The 17,338-nt window shown below is 34.2% G+C and carries 12 protein-coding genes; 5 read left to right on the plus strand and 7 right to left on the minus strand.

Features of this window, described 5'->3' with window-relative positions; genetic code table 11:
* Positions 1 to 59 precede the first annotated feature (59 nt).
* The 4 genes from gldD to mutY all read right to left on the minus strand — a co-directional run bounded on the left by gldD (position 60) and on the right by mutY (position 3,574).
* Complete coding sequence (gldD, locus tag KFZ70_RS03810; protein WP_139696972.1) at positions 60 to 641, minus strand: gliding motility lipoprotein GldD; 582 nt, start codon at positions 639 to 641, stop codon at positions 60 to 62.
* A complete protein-coding gene (locus tag KFZ70_RS03815; protein WP_139696970.1) occupies positions 638 to 1,945 on the minus strand; it encodes a gliding motility-associated protein GldE in 1,308 nt (435 codons plus the stop codon). The genes gldD and KFZ70_RS03815 overlap by 4 nt, the downstream gene beginning before the upstream one ends.
* 49 nt (positions 1,946 to 1,994) lie before the next feature.
* Entirely contained in the window at positions 1,995 to 2,444 is a 450-nt protein-coding gene (locus KFZ70_RS03820) for a single-stranded DNA-binding protein (protein WP_139696968.1), read from the minus strand.
* 86 nt (positions 2,445 to 2,530) lie between these two features.
* Positions 2,531 to 3,574 carry an A/G-specific adenine glycosylase gene (mutY, locus tag KFZ70_RS03825; protein WP_139696966.1) on the minus strand — a complete coding sequence of 348 codons (1,044 nt, stop codon included), beginning with the start codon at positions 3,572 to 3,574 and terminating at the stop codon, positions 2,531 to 2,533.
* Between the two features lie 108 nt (positions 3,575 to 3,682).
* Here mutY and KFZ70_RS03830 point away from each other — a divergent pair, with 108 nt between their 5' ends.
* Entirely contained in the window at positions 3,683 to 4,003 is a 321-nt protein-coding gene (locus KFZ70_RS03830; RefSeq protein ID WP_262709371.1) for an HU family DNA-binding protein, read from the plus strand.
* Positions 4,004 to 4,412: 409 nt separating this feature from the next.
* The gene (locus KFZ70_RS03835; protein WP_139696964.1) at positions 4,413 to 5,957 is read left to right on the plus strand and encodes a ribonuclease E/G; all 1,545 of its coding nucleotides are present in this window, start codon (positions 4,413 to 4,415) and stop codon (positions 5,955 to 5,957) included.
* Between the two features lie 61 nt (positions 5,958 to 6,018).
* On the opposite strand, the gene KFZ70_RS03840 is transcribed toward KFZ70_RS03835, so the two are convergent.
* From KFZ70_RS03840 to KFZ70_RS03850, 3 genes are all read right to left on the minus strand, one after another.
* Entirely contained in the window at positions 6,019 to 7,050 is a 1,032-nt protein-coding gene (locus KFZ70_RS03840; RefSeq protein ID WP_139696962.1) for an aldo/keto reductase, read from the minus strand.
* Positions 7,051 to 7,186: 136 nt separating this feature from the next.
* The gene (locus KFZ70_RS03845; RefSeq protein WP_139696961.1) at positions 7,187 to 8,146 is read right to left on the minus strand and encodes an OmpA family protein; all 960 of its coding nucleotides are present in this window, start codon (positions 8,144 to 8,146) and stop codon (positions 7,187 to 7,189) included.
* 17 nt (positions 8,147 to 8,163) lie between these two features.
* Positions 8,164 to 8,925: an exodeoxyribonuclease III gene (locus KFZ70_RS03850; RefSeq protein WP_139696958.1), complete on the minus strand. Its 762-nt coding sequence runs from the start codon at positions 8,923 to 8,925 to the stop codon at positions 8,164 to 8,166.
* Between the two features lie 166 nt (positions 8,926 to 9,091).
* Between KFZ70_RS03850 and KFZ70_RS03855 the strand changes: the two genes are divergently transcribed.
* The 3 genes from KFZ70_RS03855 to KFZ70_RS03865 all read left to right on the plus strand — a co-directional run bounded on the left by KFZ70_RS03855 (position 9,092) and on the right by KFZ70_RS03865 (position 17,338).
* Positions 9,092 to 12,514, plus strand: coding sequence for a hypothetical protein (locus KFZ70_RS03855; protein WP_139696957.1), 3,423 nt, complete (start codon positions 9,092 to 9,094; stop codon positions 12,512 to 12,514).
* A 40-nt stretch (positions 12,515 to 12,554) separates the two neighbouring features.
* Positions 12,555 to 12,947, plus strand: a complete 393-nt coding sequence (locus KFZ70_RS03860; RefSeq protein ID WP_139696954.1) for a hypothetical protein — start codon at positions 12,555 to 12,557, stop codon at positions 12,945 to 12,947.
* A gap of 77 nt (positions 12,948 to 13,024) precedes the next feature.
* Positions 13,025 to 17,338 carry a CusA/CzcA family heavy metal efflux RND transporter gene (locus tag KFZ70_RS03865; RefSeq protein ID WP_139696953.1) on the plus strand — a complete coding sequence of 1,438 codons (4,314 nt, stop codon included), beginning with the start codon at positions 13,025 to 13,027 and terminating at the stop codon, positions 17,336 to 17,338.

Below are 17,338 nucleotides of genomic sequence, written 5' to 3' on the forward strand. Positions count from 1 at the left end.
AAAGACTTAAATCAGTTTTAATAGAATACAAAAAAGGTTTCTTATAGTGAAACCTTTTTTTATTTCCACCTGATGGTTTCCATAATATGCCTAATGTCTTTTTGTAAATAATGTGCCGCAGGAAGAATAGAATCGTAATTAGGTTTTGCATAAAAATATAACGATCCTGTTAAAAAATGGTTCACACTGTCTGTTACGTAAAATTGTGCGGGCGACGCTACATTTCCTTTAACCTCAGCCAATGCACCATAAACGTTACGTTCTGTATTCTCATAAGATGCTACAGGAATTTCATCAGCTTTAATAGTGTGCTTTTGAGTAAAGTTTTGAGCATCTCTTAAAAAGTCATTCAAATTTTCCTTGCTATTTTCTACCGACTTATAGGTTAAAAAAATGGTTCCTTTTAATGCAGGATATTCTAAATTAATGCCATAACTTTTTGTTGAAGCTTTTACAGACTTCAACGTAACCTCTGTTGCTAGATTATTTATTTCAAATGTAAAAGGCAAGTCTAAATTGGCAGCTTCATACTTAGCTTCAGGATATTCTAGCCGTAAATAGGCCTTGGGTTTTGGCACCACGTCATCTCCACAAGCAAACAAACAACATATAAAAACTATAATACAGAGGTGATTTCTCATGAGTTAATGGTGAATTTTAAGAGTTTAATACGCTTTTTATCCATAGCTTCAATGGTAAACACATAATGTTCAAAATTTATTTTGCTATTCAATTTAGGAAAACTACCCGAAATCTCTAAAACAAAGCCTGCTATGGTTTCTGCTTCGCCTTTATTATTTTCAAAAAGTGCATCATCTTCTATTTTGGTAATCTTATAAAAATCTTTTAGCGCCGTTTTACCTTCAAATACGTAGTTTTTATCATCAAGCTTAGAGTAAGTTAAATCTTCATCATCAAATTCATCACTTATATCTCCCACTATTTCCTCAATAATATCTTCTAAGGATATAATTCCTGAAGTACCGCCATATTCATCAACCACAACCGCCAAATGCACCTTCTTTTCTTGAAATTCAGCCATTAGATCATCCAGCTTTTTGTTTTCAGGCACAAAAAAGGGGTCACGAAGTAAGCGTGTCCAATCAAACTGCTTTCTATCAATGTATGGCAACAAATCTTTCACATATAAAATACCTTCAATAGTATCTACATTATCTCGATAAACAGGGATTCTAGAATACCCATTAGCCACAATTTCTTTCATTACTTCGGAATATTTTTGCTCTATATTTAAAGCAAATATATCTATTCGTGGCCTCATGGCTTGCTTAGTATCTGTATTACCAAATGACACAATACCTTGTAAAATTTTATGCTCTTCTTTAGTAGTATCTTCTTCACTAGTTAGCTCTAATGCTTGAGACAACTGATCTACACTGATATTAGACCTTTTTTTACCTAACCTACCATGAATGCCCAAAGTCACACTACGCATAGGCAAACTAATGGGTGATAACACCACATCTAAAACCCTTAACGGATGGGCCATAAAAGACGCAAACTTTAAATTATTTCTACTAGCATAAATCTTTGGTAGTATTTCGCCAAATAGCAAAATGAGGAAGGTAACCACAACAACTTCAATAAGAAACTTAATTTTTGGATTGGTTAAACCACCAAACATATAATCCCCTAAATAAGCAAATAGAATAACAACCGCTATATTGATAAAGTTATTGGCCACTAGAATGGTGGCGAGTAATTTTTTAGGACGCTCTAAAAGCCTAGAAACGATTTCTATACGCTTATCTTTTTGTTCAAGACTTTCTTGTATATCATTAATATTTAATGAGAATAAAGCCACTTCGGCACCCGAAATAAGTGCAGAACAGAGTAGTAAGACAAAGAGCAACACAAAACTAAAAACAACTGAAGCGTCAATTGCTATTATTAAAAGTATCAAACTGGCAGGGTCAGGATCCAAAAAACACACTTTAATTAAACATAGATTTTTGATAATACGCTACCATCAATTAAAAAGGAAGATCATCATTATCATCAACTAAAGGCTCAAAGTTTTCAGTTGACTTGGACACGTTAGTAGGCTGTACCGAAGCTGTATTTTGAGCGTTATTCTCACTTTCCCGCTTTGTAGAAAGAAACGTAAAATCATTACACTGAATTTCTGTTGAGTAACGCTCATTACCTTTATCATCAGTCCATTTTCTTGTTTTCAACCGCCCTTCAATATACACCTTATCACCTTTGGTCAAATATTTTTCACAAATTTCAGCAGCCTTATTTCGCACCACTATATTATGCCATTCTGTATTGGTAATACGTTCATTGGTTTGCTTATTGGTATAGGTTTCGTTAGTTGCTAAAGGAAAACGTCCTACACAACCACCACCTTCAAAATAGTGCATTTTGACTTCATCACCTAAATGACCAATTAACATAACTTTATTTAAAGTTCCTGACATAATGTTTTATAATTTGAAAAACAAAATTAGTCAATTGCTTTTCATTTTTTTAAAATTAATAAAAAAATATGATTGTGATTAGGAAACTACTTAAAATTAAAAGCATCAATAAACTTACCAATTAAAACAGGCACTGCAAATTGTTCTATATCATTAACAGAAATGCCTTCGGCATGAAGTCTATTAACGTTAACAATCCAAAACTTAGTGTATAAATGTTGGTGAGACAGCTTGTGCACAATAGCCTCTGAATTATATAGTGACAATTTAAATGGTATGTTTTTCAATAAATGATGCTGTTCTATTTGATTCCTAAAGGTTGTATAATCAACAGCTTTCTTGGTTTCTACCAATGGAAATTGATATAAATTCTGCCAAATACCTTTGCCTTTCCGTCTTTCTATAATGGTATTGCCATCATCAGAAATAAATACCAGAAAATTGAAATATTTAACCTTTGCCTTTGCTGACTTTATTTTAACCGGATAATCTTCTACCTTATTATGAGCAAACGCCAAACAGCTATCTTGAAATACACAACTTATACATTTCGGATTTTTAGGTGTGCACCAAGTAGCACCAAATTCCATTATGGCTTGATTGAATTCGGCAGGATTATCTTGGTCAATTAATTCTTGAGCCAATAGTTTAAACTCCTTAACACCCTTTGATCCATTTGTGGGTGTGCAAATGGCAAAATAGCGAGATAAGACTCTGTATACATTACCATCAACTACCGCCGTTGGTTCATTATAACAAATAGACGCTATGGCGCTTGCCGTATAATCACCAACACCTTTTAAGTTAAGGAGTTCTTTGTATGTTTTTGGAAACTCACCTTTTAACGCATTAACCACATGCTTTGCAGAAGCATGTAAATTTCTTGCTCTCGAGTAATATCCTAAGCCTTGCCACAATTTAAGGACCTCTCTTTCTTCGGCATTTGCCAAATCAAAAACAGTAGGATATTGTGCGACAAAAGCTTCATAATATGGTAAACCTTGCTTAACCTGTGTTTGCTGCAAAATAATTTCAGACAACCAAATATAATAGGGGTTTTTAGTCTCTCGCCAAGGCAAAACTCTCTTATTAACTGAATACCAATTAATTAACTTTTTAGAAAATTGCATACATGATTGTAATAGGGCGAACAAAAATAAACGTTTATTATATTAAATTTTAGTGAATTAGGTTTGAAATATTGAATATTAAATTCCTATATTTGCATCCCTTTTAGAATTTATAGTAACCCAAAATATAATATTAAAATGACGAAGGCTGATTTAGTAGCAAAAATTTCTGAGAAATTAGGAATTGAAAAAGGTGATGTTCAAGCAACTGTTGAAACATTCATGGAAGAAGTAAAAACTTCTTTAGAAGGTGGTGATAATGTTTACTTAAGAGGTTTTGGAAGCTTTATCATTAAAACAAGAGCAGAAAAAACAGGAAGAAATATTTCTAAGAACACAACCATTAAAATACCAGCACATAACATTCCTGCATTTAAGCCTGCCAAAGTATTTGTTGAAGGCGTTAAAACAAATGTAGACGTTAAATAAAACACACCTGCTAGTCAGGTTCAGCATTAAAACGAATTATTAATTTAAAAAAGACACTATTTATGCCAAGTGGTAAAAAACGTAAAAGACATAAGGTAGCGACTCACAAACGTAAGAAACGTAGACGCGCTAACCGTCACAAAAAGAAAAAATAAATCAAAAAAGTAGTTAGGTTAACTACTTTTTTTGATTTGAAAAACAACAAAGTTCTTTGACATGAGCTCTTAAATTTTTTAGCATTTTAACGATGTATTTTGAGCTCCACGGATAAAAATCCTGTGACAAAAAATAATGTATAATCCATCTGTACCATTTGGTTATTAGCAATTGGTTATTAGTTATTGGCAGTAACGCCATTAACGATTAACTTTTAACTATTCACTGAAAAGTATGGATAAAAATTAACACAATGGATAAAGAATTGATCATTAGATCTAGTTCCGAAAATGTTGATTTTGCCTTATTAAAAGATGGAAAACTCATTGAATTACAAAAGGATGAAGATAGTAACAACTTTTCTGTTGGTGATGTGTTTATAGCCAAAATACGAAAAGCGGTTCCTGGACTAAATGCTGCATTTGTAAATGTAGGTTATGATAAAGATGCCTTTTTGCACTATCATGATTTAGGGCCAAAGCTACCTTCTCTTTTAAAATTCATTAAACGTGTAAGCACAGGTAAACTAAAAGATTTTTCTTTAAAAGATTTCCCATTTGAAAAAGATATTGAGAAAGACGGTAAAATTGCCGATGTCTTAAAATCTAATCAGTCGCTATTGGTACAAATAGTAAAAGAACCTATATCAACCAAAGGACCAAGAATAAGTTCTGAGCTTTCTATAGCTGGTCGATATATTGTTTTAGTTCCTTTTTCAAACCGCATTTCTATTTCACAAAAAATAGAAGACCGCGATGAAAAAGACCGCCTAAAACGCCTGGTAAAGAGTATCACTCCCCAAGGTTTTGGCGTAATTGTACGTACCGTAGCACAAGGCAAAAAAGTAGCTGAGCTAGATAAAGATTTGCAACATTTGCTCAGTCGATGGACAGCAATGTGCAAAAAGCTACATAAAGCTCACCACCCCAGTAAAGTATTAGGCGAAATGAATAAAGCTTCTTCTATTTTAAGAGATATATTCAATGACACCTTTACAGGCATTACTGTTGATGATGAAGAGTTATATTATCAAATCAAAGATTATTTGCAAGAAATTGCACCAAAAAAAGAATCAATAGTTAAATTGTATCAATCAAAAGTTCCCATATTTGAAAAATTTGGAATAGAACGTCAAATAAAAACCTCGTTTGGCAAAACTGTATCTATGGCGAAAGGTGCGTATTTGGTAATTGAACACACCGAAGCCCTTCATGTTATTGACGTGAATAGCGGTAATCGATCAAATAAAGCCAATAGTCAAGAGGATACAGCACTGGAAGTCAATTTAATAGCTGCTGCTGAAATTGCGCGCCAATTGCGTTTACGTGATATGGGGGGTATTATTGTAGTAGACTTCATTGATATGACCAATGCTGAAAACAGGCAAAAACTCTTTAACTTTCTTCGTGATGAAATGAAGGACGATAGAGCTAAACACAAAATATTGCCGCCTAGCAAGTTTGGATTGATACAAATAACAAGACAACGAGTTCGCCCTGAGATGAACATAAAAACGCGTGAAGAAAACCCTAATAACCTAAATGGTTCAGAGGTTGAAGCACCCATAGGATTGGTGCAAACCATCACCCATGATCTTGAAAAACTATTAAAAAAAGACTATAAAAAGGTGACCCTAAACACACATCCTTTTATAGCAGCCTTTTTAACAAAAGGCTTTCCATCTATTCGTTCTAAATGGTTTTTAGAACACAAAAAGTGGGTTAAAATATTACCCCGTGATGCTTACACATATTTAGAATATCACTTTTTTGATAAAAATGGTGATAAAATCAAATAACAAAAACCCTTAGCTGATACTAGTTAAGGGTTTTTTGTTTTTATTAGGCTTATAAACTTTTTTAAGTGGCTGGATTAGGTATAGCTTGGTGTACTACATTTATTTGCTGTAAAACCTCATCTGAAAGTGTTACCTCAATACTGGCTATATTTTCCTTAAGTTGTTCTAAATTAGTGGCACCAATAATATTACTGGTTACAAACGGCTGTTGGTTTACAAAAGCTAAGCTCATTTGTGCCAAAGTCATATTATTATCCTCGGCTATCTTTAAATAACGTTTAGTGGCTTCGGTACTAGCTTCACTACTATATCTGGAAAATCTTGGAAACAATTTAAGTCTTGCATTGCTTAAAGCCGTTCCTTTGATGTATTTCCCCGAAAGCACCCCAAATGCCATTGGCGAATAGGCTAATAAACCTATATGCTCTCGCATAGAAACTTCTGCTAAATCACCTTCAAACACCCGATTAATTAAGGAATAAGCATTCTGAATGGTTTGCATTCTTGGCAAATTGTATTGTTTTGCTTCCTGTAAATAACGCATGGTTCCCCATGAGTTTTCGTTAGACAGCCCTACGTGACGAATTTTACCTGCTTTAATCTGCGTATCTAAACTACGTAACACCTCATTAACATTATCAACCCATTGAGTATCTAACTTAAAATCACGTATCCCAAATCTATTCGTATCGCGCTCTGGCCAATGTAATTGATATAGATCAATATAATCTGTCTGTAAACGCTGTAATTCTGAATCAATAGCTTCTTCAATTGCTTTTGGACTAAATCCAGTGGTTCGTATATGAGCCGTATAATCTCCTGGTCCTGCTATTTTTGAAGCTATAACTACCTGATCTCTCTTACCCGAGTTTTTTAACCAAGTGCCTATAATTCTACTTGTAGCGCCTTGGGTTTTGGCATTGGCTGGCACAGGGTACAATTCGGCTGTATCTATAAAATTCACACCTCGTGTAAATGCGTAATCTAATTGCTGATGACCTTCGCTTTCTGTATTTTGATTACCAAAAGTCATGGTTCCCAAACAAATTTTACTAACTTTTATACTGGTATTTGGTATGGTGGTATACTTCATATTCTATTTTTATAAGACATTTAAAAATACGTTCATTAAATGTCTGCCAATTATAAAAAACCTTTCAAAATTACTAGAATTTGAAAGGTTTTTATTAAAACTTCTATTTATTTTCTTTGATAAAAATCTCTATACATTATTGCTCATTTAGCAGCTTAGAAAGCTCATCTAATTTAGGTGTTAAAATAACCTCAATACGTCTGTTCTTCGCTCTTCCAATGGGTGATGAATTGGTTGCAATTGGCGCAAACTCCCCACGCCCCGCAGCTGTTAAATTCTCTGGATTAATACTTGAATTTTCATTTAAAATATTCACAATAGAGGTTGCTCGTTTTGTAGACAAATCCCAATTGCTGGTTAATGGACCATTACCACTATATGGCACATTATCGGTATGACCTTCTATTAAAACAGCAATATCAGGATTCAGGGCAAGCACACTTCCTAATTGCTCAACAGCTCTTCTACCCTCTGAGCCAACGGCCCAACTTCCTGAGTTGAAGAGTAACTTATTCTCCATAGACACATACACTTTACCGTCTCGCTGTTCAACCGTTAAACCTTTACCTTCAAAATCTGTTAAAGCACTTGATATAGCATCTTTCAACGATTTCATAGCAGCATCTTTAGCAGCAATAAGACTTTCTAATTCTGCCACACGGTTTGAACGGTCTTCCAGTTCCTTTTTTAATACCGCAAGTCTGGTAATTTCTGCAGATAAGGCCTGCTCTTTAGCTTCCAGTTCTGCTAACAATTCTCTGTTTTTTTGAGAATTAGCCGATATAGCCGCCGAGCTATTCTTTTCTAAAGCCGAATAAGACGATTTCAAGTTTTCTAAATTCGCACTGGTAGCATTATAATCAGCCTGCAATTTATCACGCTGTGCTACCGCTTCATCATAAGCCTTTTTTGTTCTTTTATAATCGTGTTCAGCAGCTGCTTTTGACGACATTAACTCTTCATAAGCCTCTGTAAGCTTTCTGTTTTCATTTTTTAGATCGGCATATTTAGCTTCAAGATCTTTATATATTTTAGGAGAGACACACGATGCTAAAACCAGCACTGTTAATAAGGCAAATACGCTCTTTTTTATCATGTTTTTCAGTTTATTAATTATTTATCTATTTCTACTAATATGGGACAGTGATCACTATGAGCCGCTTCTGTAAGTATAACGGCTCTTTTAATATTTTCTTGTAGGGGTTGCGAAACCATAGCATAATCTAAACGCCATCCCTTATTATTGGCTCTAGCATTTGCTCTATAACTCCACCAGCTATATTGTTGTTGTTCAGGATGTAAATATCTGAAAGAGTCAATGAATCCACTATCTATAAAACCTCCTATCCATTCTCGCTCTACAGGTAAAAACCCTGAAACACCTTTCATTTTAGGGTTATGAATGTCTATTTCTTCATGACAAATATTATAATCACCACAAATAACCAAGTTTGGTATATTTTGTTTAAGGTTGTTTATATAGTCTTGAAACATATCCATGTATTCTAACTTATGATTCAGTCTGGCATCATTCGTGCCTGAAGGTAAATACAAGCTCATAACCGAAAACCCTTCAAAATCAACGCGTAGGTTTCGTCCTTCCGCATCCATTGAAGCAATTCCCGTGCCATACTCAACATGTTTGGGTTCTTTTTTACTTAAAATAGCCACACCGCTATATCCTTTTTTTTCGGCACTAAACCAATACTGATACGTATAGCCAACCTCTTTAAAAAGACCGAGGTCTAATTGCTCTTTCATAGCCTTTATTTCTTGCAAACAAATGACATCTGGGTTAGCGGCTTTAACCCAATCTATAAACCCTTTATTAATTGCGGCTCTTATACCGTTTACGTTATATGATATTATTTTCATGTATGTTTAAATTTGAAGTTCTCAGCCCGAGTTGCGCTTCCAATGACATTGAACTTTTAAATTTCAGCTAAAATAAATAATAGCTTACTTTTACACTATTATTTTACAGCAGTTTTAACAAGCCGTGCTGCAAAATAATTTAAACTTTTTGTAGTTTAATTATCTGATGAAATGTTTTGCCTATATTCTTTTGGTTCTTGTTAGTTTTTCTGGGTATTCGCAGAATCTGCCTTCAAATTATAAAACCAAAACGTTTGAGGTAAAAGACCACATTCAAATAGATAGTGTTAGTATTAATTCCAGCACATTTACAGTAAGAACAACATCTGGCCGTGTTATAGATTCTACTTTTTACTCGGTAGATTTTGCTAAGGCCTTACTAAGCTTTAAAAAACTCCCAGAAACAGATTCTGTTTATATTGATTATTTAAAATTTCCTGATTTCTTAACAAAGACTTACAAACAACTAGACGAAAATATTATTGTTGAAAGTGCTGCCAACAATGATGTACTTTACAAGCTGTCACAACCTAACTTTTCAAAAAAATTTATCCCCTTTGATGGGCTATCTACCTCAGGTAGTATTTCAAGGGGTGTTACTGTTGGAAACAACCAAAATTCTGTTTTAAATAGTGAATTAGACCTTCAAATATCAGGAAAGCTGAACCATAAAGTATCATTAAGAGCCTCTATTCAAGATGCTAATATTCCGCTTCAAGAGAGCGGGTATTCACAACGTCTGGATGAATTTGACCAAGTATTTATTGAGTTGTTTAGTGACCAATGGAATATTCGGGCAGGAGATATTGATTTAGTAAATGAGCATTCATACTTCTCTAGTTTTTCTAAGCGTGTTCAAGGCTTGAACTTTAATATCAATCTTGGCGAAGACACATCACAAACCAGCATATTTGCGGCAGGAGCCATTGTAAGAGGGCAATTTACAACCGATCAATTTACTGCGCAAGAGGGCAACCAAGGCCCTTACAAATTAAAGGGACCAAATGGCGAACTATTTGTACTTATTGTTTCTGGTAGCGAAACGGTCTATGTAAATGGTGTTGTTGCTAAACGTGGTGAAGACCAAGACTATATTATTGATTATAACGCGGGTGAAATTATTTTTAATGCTACATTTCCTATTACTTCAGAAATGCGCATTTCGGTTGACTATCAATATAGCGAACGTAATTATACTCGGTTTGTTGGTTTTGGCGGGAGCACCTACTCCAGCGAAAAGTTAGATATTGGTGTTTCAGTATATTCAGAAAACGATGCTAAAAACCAGCCTCTACAACAAAACTTATCGGAAGAACAGGTTGATATTCTTAAAAATGCTGGAGATGATGAAACTAAAATGGTAGCACCATCAGCCACAAGAAGCGATTATAACCAAAATAGAATACTTTACAGAAAAGACATTATAAATGGCAATGACATTTTTGTGTTTTCAAACAACCCTGATGAAGAGCTGTATAGTGTTACCTTCAGTCTGATTGGAGACAATAAGGGCGATTATATTTTAAGTAGTGTTAATGCCATCAGTAATATTTATGAATACGCTGGCCCAAATCAAGGCAATTTTGCTCCAGTCATTCAACTTGTAGCTCCAAAAAAATTACAAATTGCTGTAGTTAACGGGCGTTACAAACCTTCAAATAAAACCAATATCATTTTTGAAGCCGCTGGAAGCCAATTTGATCAAAATTTATTTTCAACTATTGACAATAATAACAACGACGGATTAGCAGGAAAACTAAAAATAAATCAATCTTTAATACATAGTGAGACGTCTTGGAATCTTGATCTTTATACAGACAACGATTATGTAAGTTCAAATTTTAGAAATGTTCAAGGCTTATATAATGTTGAATTTAAGAGAGACTGGAATTTAGATCAATCCACTGGGCGACAAATCCCAAGAGATTTTGGTGATCAGTTCTTAACCTATAGCGGTCTGAATCTTTTTCATAAAGAAAAAGGCATGATAAGCTATCAATTTCAACTTTTAAAATTCTCTAATGGTTTTAAGGGCAATAGACATGTTACTAACCTAAATCTTAAGCTCAATAAATTTATCATATCTTCTAATTCAAGTTTTTTAAACACCTCTTCAAACACAAAAACTTCAAATTTTATACGGTCACACAACCAACTCATTTACCCCTTAAAAAAGAGTTGGGTTGGAGGAAAATTATCTTTAGAAAACAATGAAGAACGGATAATACATAATGATTCTTTAACCCCTTTGAGTCAGCAATTTAAAGCATACGAAACCTTTGTTGGGATAGGTGACAGCACTAAAATATTTGCCGAAGTAGGCTACAAAAACAGAACGAATGACAGTATTAGATACAACAATCTTGTTAAGGTAAATACCTCAAATACCATTTATCTGAAATCAAAACTTATTCAAAACAAAAACACCAACTTGTCTGTTTTTGCCAATTACAGAACTTTAAAAAGTAAGGAAGCAGACCTAAAGGACGAAAACTCAATCAATTCAAGACTTCAGTTTAGTCAAAAATTTTTCAAACAAATTATACTATGGCATACCATTTTTGAAACCAATTCGGGCACACTCCCACTTCAAGATTTCACCTATGTTGAAGTAGAACCCGGGCAAGGCGCCTACACTTGGATTGATTACAATAATAATGGTATTCAAGAATTGGAAGAGTTTGAATTAGCACAATTTCAAGATCAAGGTAAATTTATTAGAGTTTTGCTACCCAATAGAGTATTTGTAAAAACTCACCAAAACAGACTGAGCCAAACGCTCACCATAAACCCTGCCCAATGGGCAGTCTCTAAAAGTAAGTCAAAACTATTTTGGTCACATTTTTATAATCAAACCAGTTATTTGGTTGACAGAAAGTTAAAACGAAATAATAACGGTTTTAATTTAAACCCGTTTAAAGACGATGAAGACGACCTATTAGGTTTGCTGCTCAACTTTAGAAACGTGTTGTTCTTTAATCGCGGTAAGCAACATTATACATCTTCATACACATACTTAAAAAACACAACAAGAAATGTGCTTTCTGTTGGTTTTATTGAAAATAGCACACAAAGTCATCAGCTTCATTTTAATCATAAAATAGCTACTAACTGGCTTTTTAATTTATTGAGCGCATGGCATACCAACAATAGTAAAAGTGAGAATTTTACAAGCAAAAACTTCAATTTAAAAGAAACCCGACTTAACCCTAAAATTTCATATTTATTTAACAACAATTCAAGCTTTGACATCTTTTATCAACGCACCAACAAAAACAATACAACAGGAAGTTTAGAACAATTAAAGCAACATAATTACGGAGCCTCTTTTACCCTTGGCAGTGGTGATAAAAGTGCTTTTAATGGTATATTTAATTATTTTTCAAACACCTACAATGGGGACACAAACACTCCCGTAGCCTATCAAATTTTAGAAGGTCTTCAACCAGGTAAAAACTTCACATGGAGCGTATTGGCACAGAGAAAACTAACCAGGTTTTTAGATTTAAATTTAAACTACTTTGGAAGAAAAACACCTACAAGCAAAACCATACACACAGGCTCGATTCAATTAAAGGCTTATTTTTAACAGTTTTTAACTTGTATTTTTTTGTACTTTTATGCTCGGTATGAGTAAAATGATAGCCATATTGTATTCTACTTTGATTCTCATTCAAAGTGCTAATATCAACATTGAAGACTTTTCAAAATTCAATGTATTGATAGAACATGCCAATTATCATAAAGACATGTATGGTGATTCTTTTTTTGAATTTCTGATGGAACATTATGGTGAGCAAGTGGCAACGCACCCAAATGACCACAAAGAGCATGACAATTTACCTTTTAAAAAACACCAACATTTAACTTGTCATGTAAACAGTGCTTTTATATTAACATCTTTTTATTTGTATCCGCACAATACACCAACCTATAAAGACATTCCGCTTAATTTTATCTATAAGGAATCAACCTCCTTATTTGAGAAACCTTCTGTTTTTCAACCACCAAAATTAACATAATTCTTACTAAGAATATTTTATAAACCATTCAAAACATAACGTTTTTATGGTTATAACTAATCATTCATTATTGAATTATGCTTGAACATATTATAAAATTCAGCTTAAAGAATAAGCTCATTATTCTACTATTTTCACTTTTTGTTATTGGCTACGGAATATATTCCTTAACCCAAATTCCTATTGGAGCTGTTCCAGATATTACCAATAACCAAGTACAAGTTATCACCACATCAAGAAACCTGTCTACTCAAGATGTTGAACAATTTATTACCTATCCTATTGAATTAGAAATGGCCAACATACCTGGAGTTGAAGAGATTCGTTCTGTTTCAAAATTCGGATTATCGGTTGTTACCATTGTTTTTAAAGATAAGCTAGGCACCTATTTACCAAGACAGCTCATTGCTGAAAAAATAAAATCGGCTTCAGAAAAAATCCCAGAAGGGTTTGGTTCACCACAAATGGGACCAATTACTACAGGATTAGGAGAAATTTACCAGTATATCTTAGATGTTAAGCCAAAATATAAAAATAAGTATTCAACAACACAGCTACGAACCATTCAAGATTGGATTGTAAAAAGGCAACTCTCGGGTATTCCTGGTGTGGTTGAAGTCAACACTTGGGGTGGCTACTTAAAGCAATATGAGGTTGCCATAAATCCTCAAAAACTAAAAGCGATGCATATCAATTATATGGCTGTTTTTGAAGCCTTAGAAAAAAATAACAGTGTTGCTGGAGGTGGTTATATTGAAAAAACCAACAAAGCGTTTTTTATTCGCGGCGAGGGGTTAATTAACACTTTAGATGATATTAAAAACATTGTTGTTAAAAACGAAGGGCTCCCAATTTACATTAAAGACATAGCTAAAGTAGGATATGGTAACGCTACACGATTTGGCGCCATAACGGGAAATGGAGAGGGCGAAAAAGTACTGGGTCAGGTGATGATGCTGAAAAACGAAAATTCTAAAGAAGTTATAAACGCCGTAAAGGAACGCGTAGCTACTATTGAAAGTAGTTTGCCCGAAGGTGTTTACATAAATGCCTTTCTTGAACGCAGTGAACTTATAGGTAAAACCACATTTACTGTAGCAGAAAACTTAATACTTGGAGCACTAATAGTGATATTTGTGGTGGTTTTATTGCTTGGAAATTGGCGATCTGGACTTGTGGTAGCATCCGTGATTCCTATGTGTTTGCTTTTCGCCATTTCATTGATGAATATGTTTGGTATTGATGCTAATTTAATGAGTCTTGGTGCCATTGATTTTGGTATTATCATTGACGGTGCGGTCATTATTGTTGAGTTTATAGCCTTTCAAATTAATACGCAAAGCTCAAAAATTGGTTTGCTGTCTAAAAATCAACTGCAGCAAACCGTTGACGGTATTACTCTGAAAAGTGCCTCAAAAATGATGAATTCTGCTATTTTCGGACAACTTATCATTCTCATTGTTTTTATCCCCATTTTGTCATTAAACGGTGTGGAAGGCAAAATGTTTAAACCCATGGCACTTACCTTTAGTTTTGCCTTAATAGGAGCTATGTTATTTTGTCTTACTTATGTTCCTGTTATATCTTCAATGTTTTTAAAGCCTAACAAGCAGCAAAACAAAAGTATTTCTTACAAACTAATGCATTTCATAAATAACTTGTATAACCCTACTATTCATTGGGCGCTTGAACACCGAAAAATTGTACTTTCTAGTGCGGGTATATTATTAGCTTTAAGTATTTGGATATTCAGCAAAATGGGAGGTGAATTTGTTCCAACCCTGGATGAGGGTGACTTTGTTATTCAGCCCGTTTTAAAAACGGGAACCTCTCTTGAAAAAACAATTGAGATCACCACTCAAATTGAAAACATTCTTCTTGAAAACTTTCCTGAGGTAGATCAAGTAGTGAGTAGGATTGGTGCTGCCGAAGTCCCTACCGACCCTATGAGCATGGAAGAAAGCGATGTTATTATTAAGCTAAAGCCTAAAAGTGAATGGATTTCAGCAGAAAGTAAGGACGAATTAGCTGATAAATTCAAGCAAGCCTTACATAGTATTCCAGGAATGGAAGTTGAGTTTACACAACCTATTGAAATGCGCTTTAATGAACTTATTACTGGGGTTAGAGCCGATATTGCTATCAAAATTTTTGGAGAGGATTTATCCGTCTTAGCCCAAAAGGCCAATGAAATAAAATCATTAATTCAAGATGTAGATGGTGCTTCTGATATCATTGTAGAAAAAGTAGAAGGATTACCGCAAATGAACGTGCATTATAACCGGCACAAAATTGCACGTTATGGTTTAAACATTTCAGACATCAACGATATTATAACCATGGGGTTTGCGGGAAAAACGCTCGGACAAGTATTTAAAGGCGAAAAACGATTTGATTTAGTGGCTAGACTAGAAGCCTCCAACAGAAAAAACATTGAACATTTAAAAACCTTGTATATTGATACTCCTAATGGCATAAAAATTCCTTTAAATGAATTGGCTGAAATAAAATACACTACAGGTCCAGCTAAAATTTCAAGAGATGACACAAAACGAAGAATAGTAGTAGGTATCAATGTAAGAAAAAGAGACTTACAGTCGGTAGTTGATGATGTACAGCATATTATAAAAACACAGGTGCAACTTCCTGTTGGGTATACCGTATCTTATGGCGGACAATTTAAAAACCTACAGCGTGCCAAATCAAGACTTTTAATCGCTGTACCCGTAGCCCTCGTATTGATTTTCATCCTGCTCTACTTCGCTTTTGGTTCTGTAAAAGAAGTGCTTATGGTATATTCTGCAATTCCGTTGGCGGCCGTTGGTGGCATTTTGCTGTTATGGTTAAGAGATATGCCTTTCAGCATTTCGGCAGGGGTTGGTTTTATTGCGCTTTTTGGTATTGCCGTACTTAATGGCATTGTTTTGATTGAGCATTTTAAAGATTTGAAACAAGCTGGAATCACAAATATTGAGGCGCGCATTAAAAAAGGCACAAAAGAACGTTTAAGACCTGTTATTTTAACCGCATTAGCAGCAGCTTTAGGGTTTTTACCCATGGCTGTTTCAACTAATGTGGGTGCCGAAGTTCAACGTCCGCTTGCCACAGTTGTAATAGGAGGCTTAGTCACAGCCACTATATTAACATTGGTTGTACTACCAGTTCTGTACGCGTGGTTTGAAGAAAAAACACCATTTAAAATGAAACAAAAAAACATAAGCGTTATAATTCTAATTTTAATAGCATTACCTGTACAGGCACAAACAAAAGCCATAACGGCCGAAGAAGCTGTTAATTTGGCTATTGAAAACAATGCACATTTAAAAGCCAAATCATTAAAAACTAATGAATACGAAGCGCTTATTGGAAGTGCCTTTAGCTTTGATAAAACGTCCATTTATTATCATTATGATGAAAATAATATAGCCATAAACAATAGGCCATTACAGGTTTTTGGAATCTCTCAAGATTTCAAGTTCCCTACTTTATATTTTGCCGATAAGAAAGTAAATAAGGCCAAATATAATTTACAGAAGTCTTATTTCAACATCAACCTAGAAACCTTAAAAAGAGATGTTTACAAAACCTATGCCTATCTGAGCTATGTAAAGACTAAAACAAAAGTTTACAAATTTCTGGATAGTTTGTATCAGCATTTTTCCCACGCTTCAGAACGAAGGTTTGAGTTAGGTGAAACGAATTACCTAGAAATGATTAGTGCAAAATCTAAGCAGAAACTTTTAGAAACCGATTATAAAAAAGCACAACAGGAGGTGCTTTTAGCTCAGGAACAATTAAAACGATTGATCCAAACAGACTCTATTTCTATTCTAGATGAAACCCTACAAAAACTAGAATTGAAAACCATGAGCATTGGCAATAATATTGGTTTTTCTGTCTATGAGAATACAAGCCTGTACTACGAAGCATTAAGACACAAAGAACAACAACAACTCTTACCCGATTTAAGTGCTGAATATTTTCAAGGAACCAATAGCACTTTAAATGGCAACATCATAGGGTATCAATTTGGCTTAAAAATTCCGCTTTTATTTAGCGGCCAAGCATCAAAGATAAAAGCATCAAAAATAGCCCAAGAATCTGCTGAAGCCGAGGCATATGATTATCGTATAAAGTTAAATTCAGAATACAAATCGCTTTTAACGAAGCTTCACCAATATGATGAATTACTGAGCTACTATGAAAACCAGGGCAAATCACTTGCTTTTGAAATTATAAAAACGGCTGAACGTTCTTTTCAAGAAGGCGCCATCAACTTTTTTCAATACATACAAAGTATTGAAACAGCCAGCAGCATTGAGCTTACATATCTTGAAAATCTCAATGCTTACAATCAAACTATTATTGCTATTAACTATTTAATCCTTTAA

Origin of the sequence: Allotamlana fucoidanivorans (assembly GCF_045788535.1) — a bacterium.
Lineage (GTDB): Bacteria > Bacteroidota > Bacteroidia > Flavobacteriales > Flavobacteriaceae > Allotamlana > Allotamlana fucoidanivorans.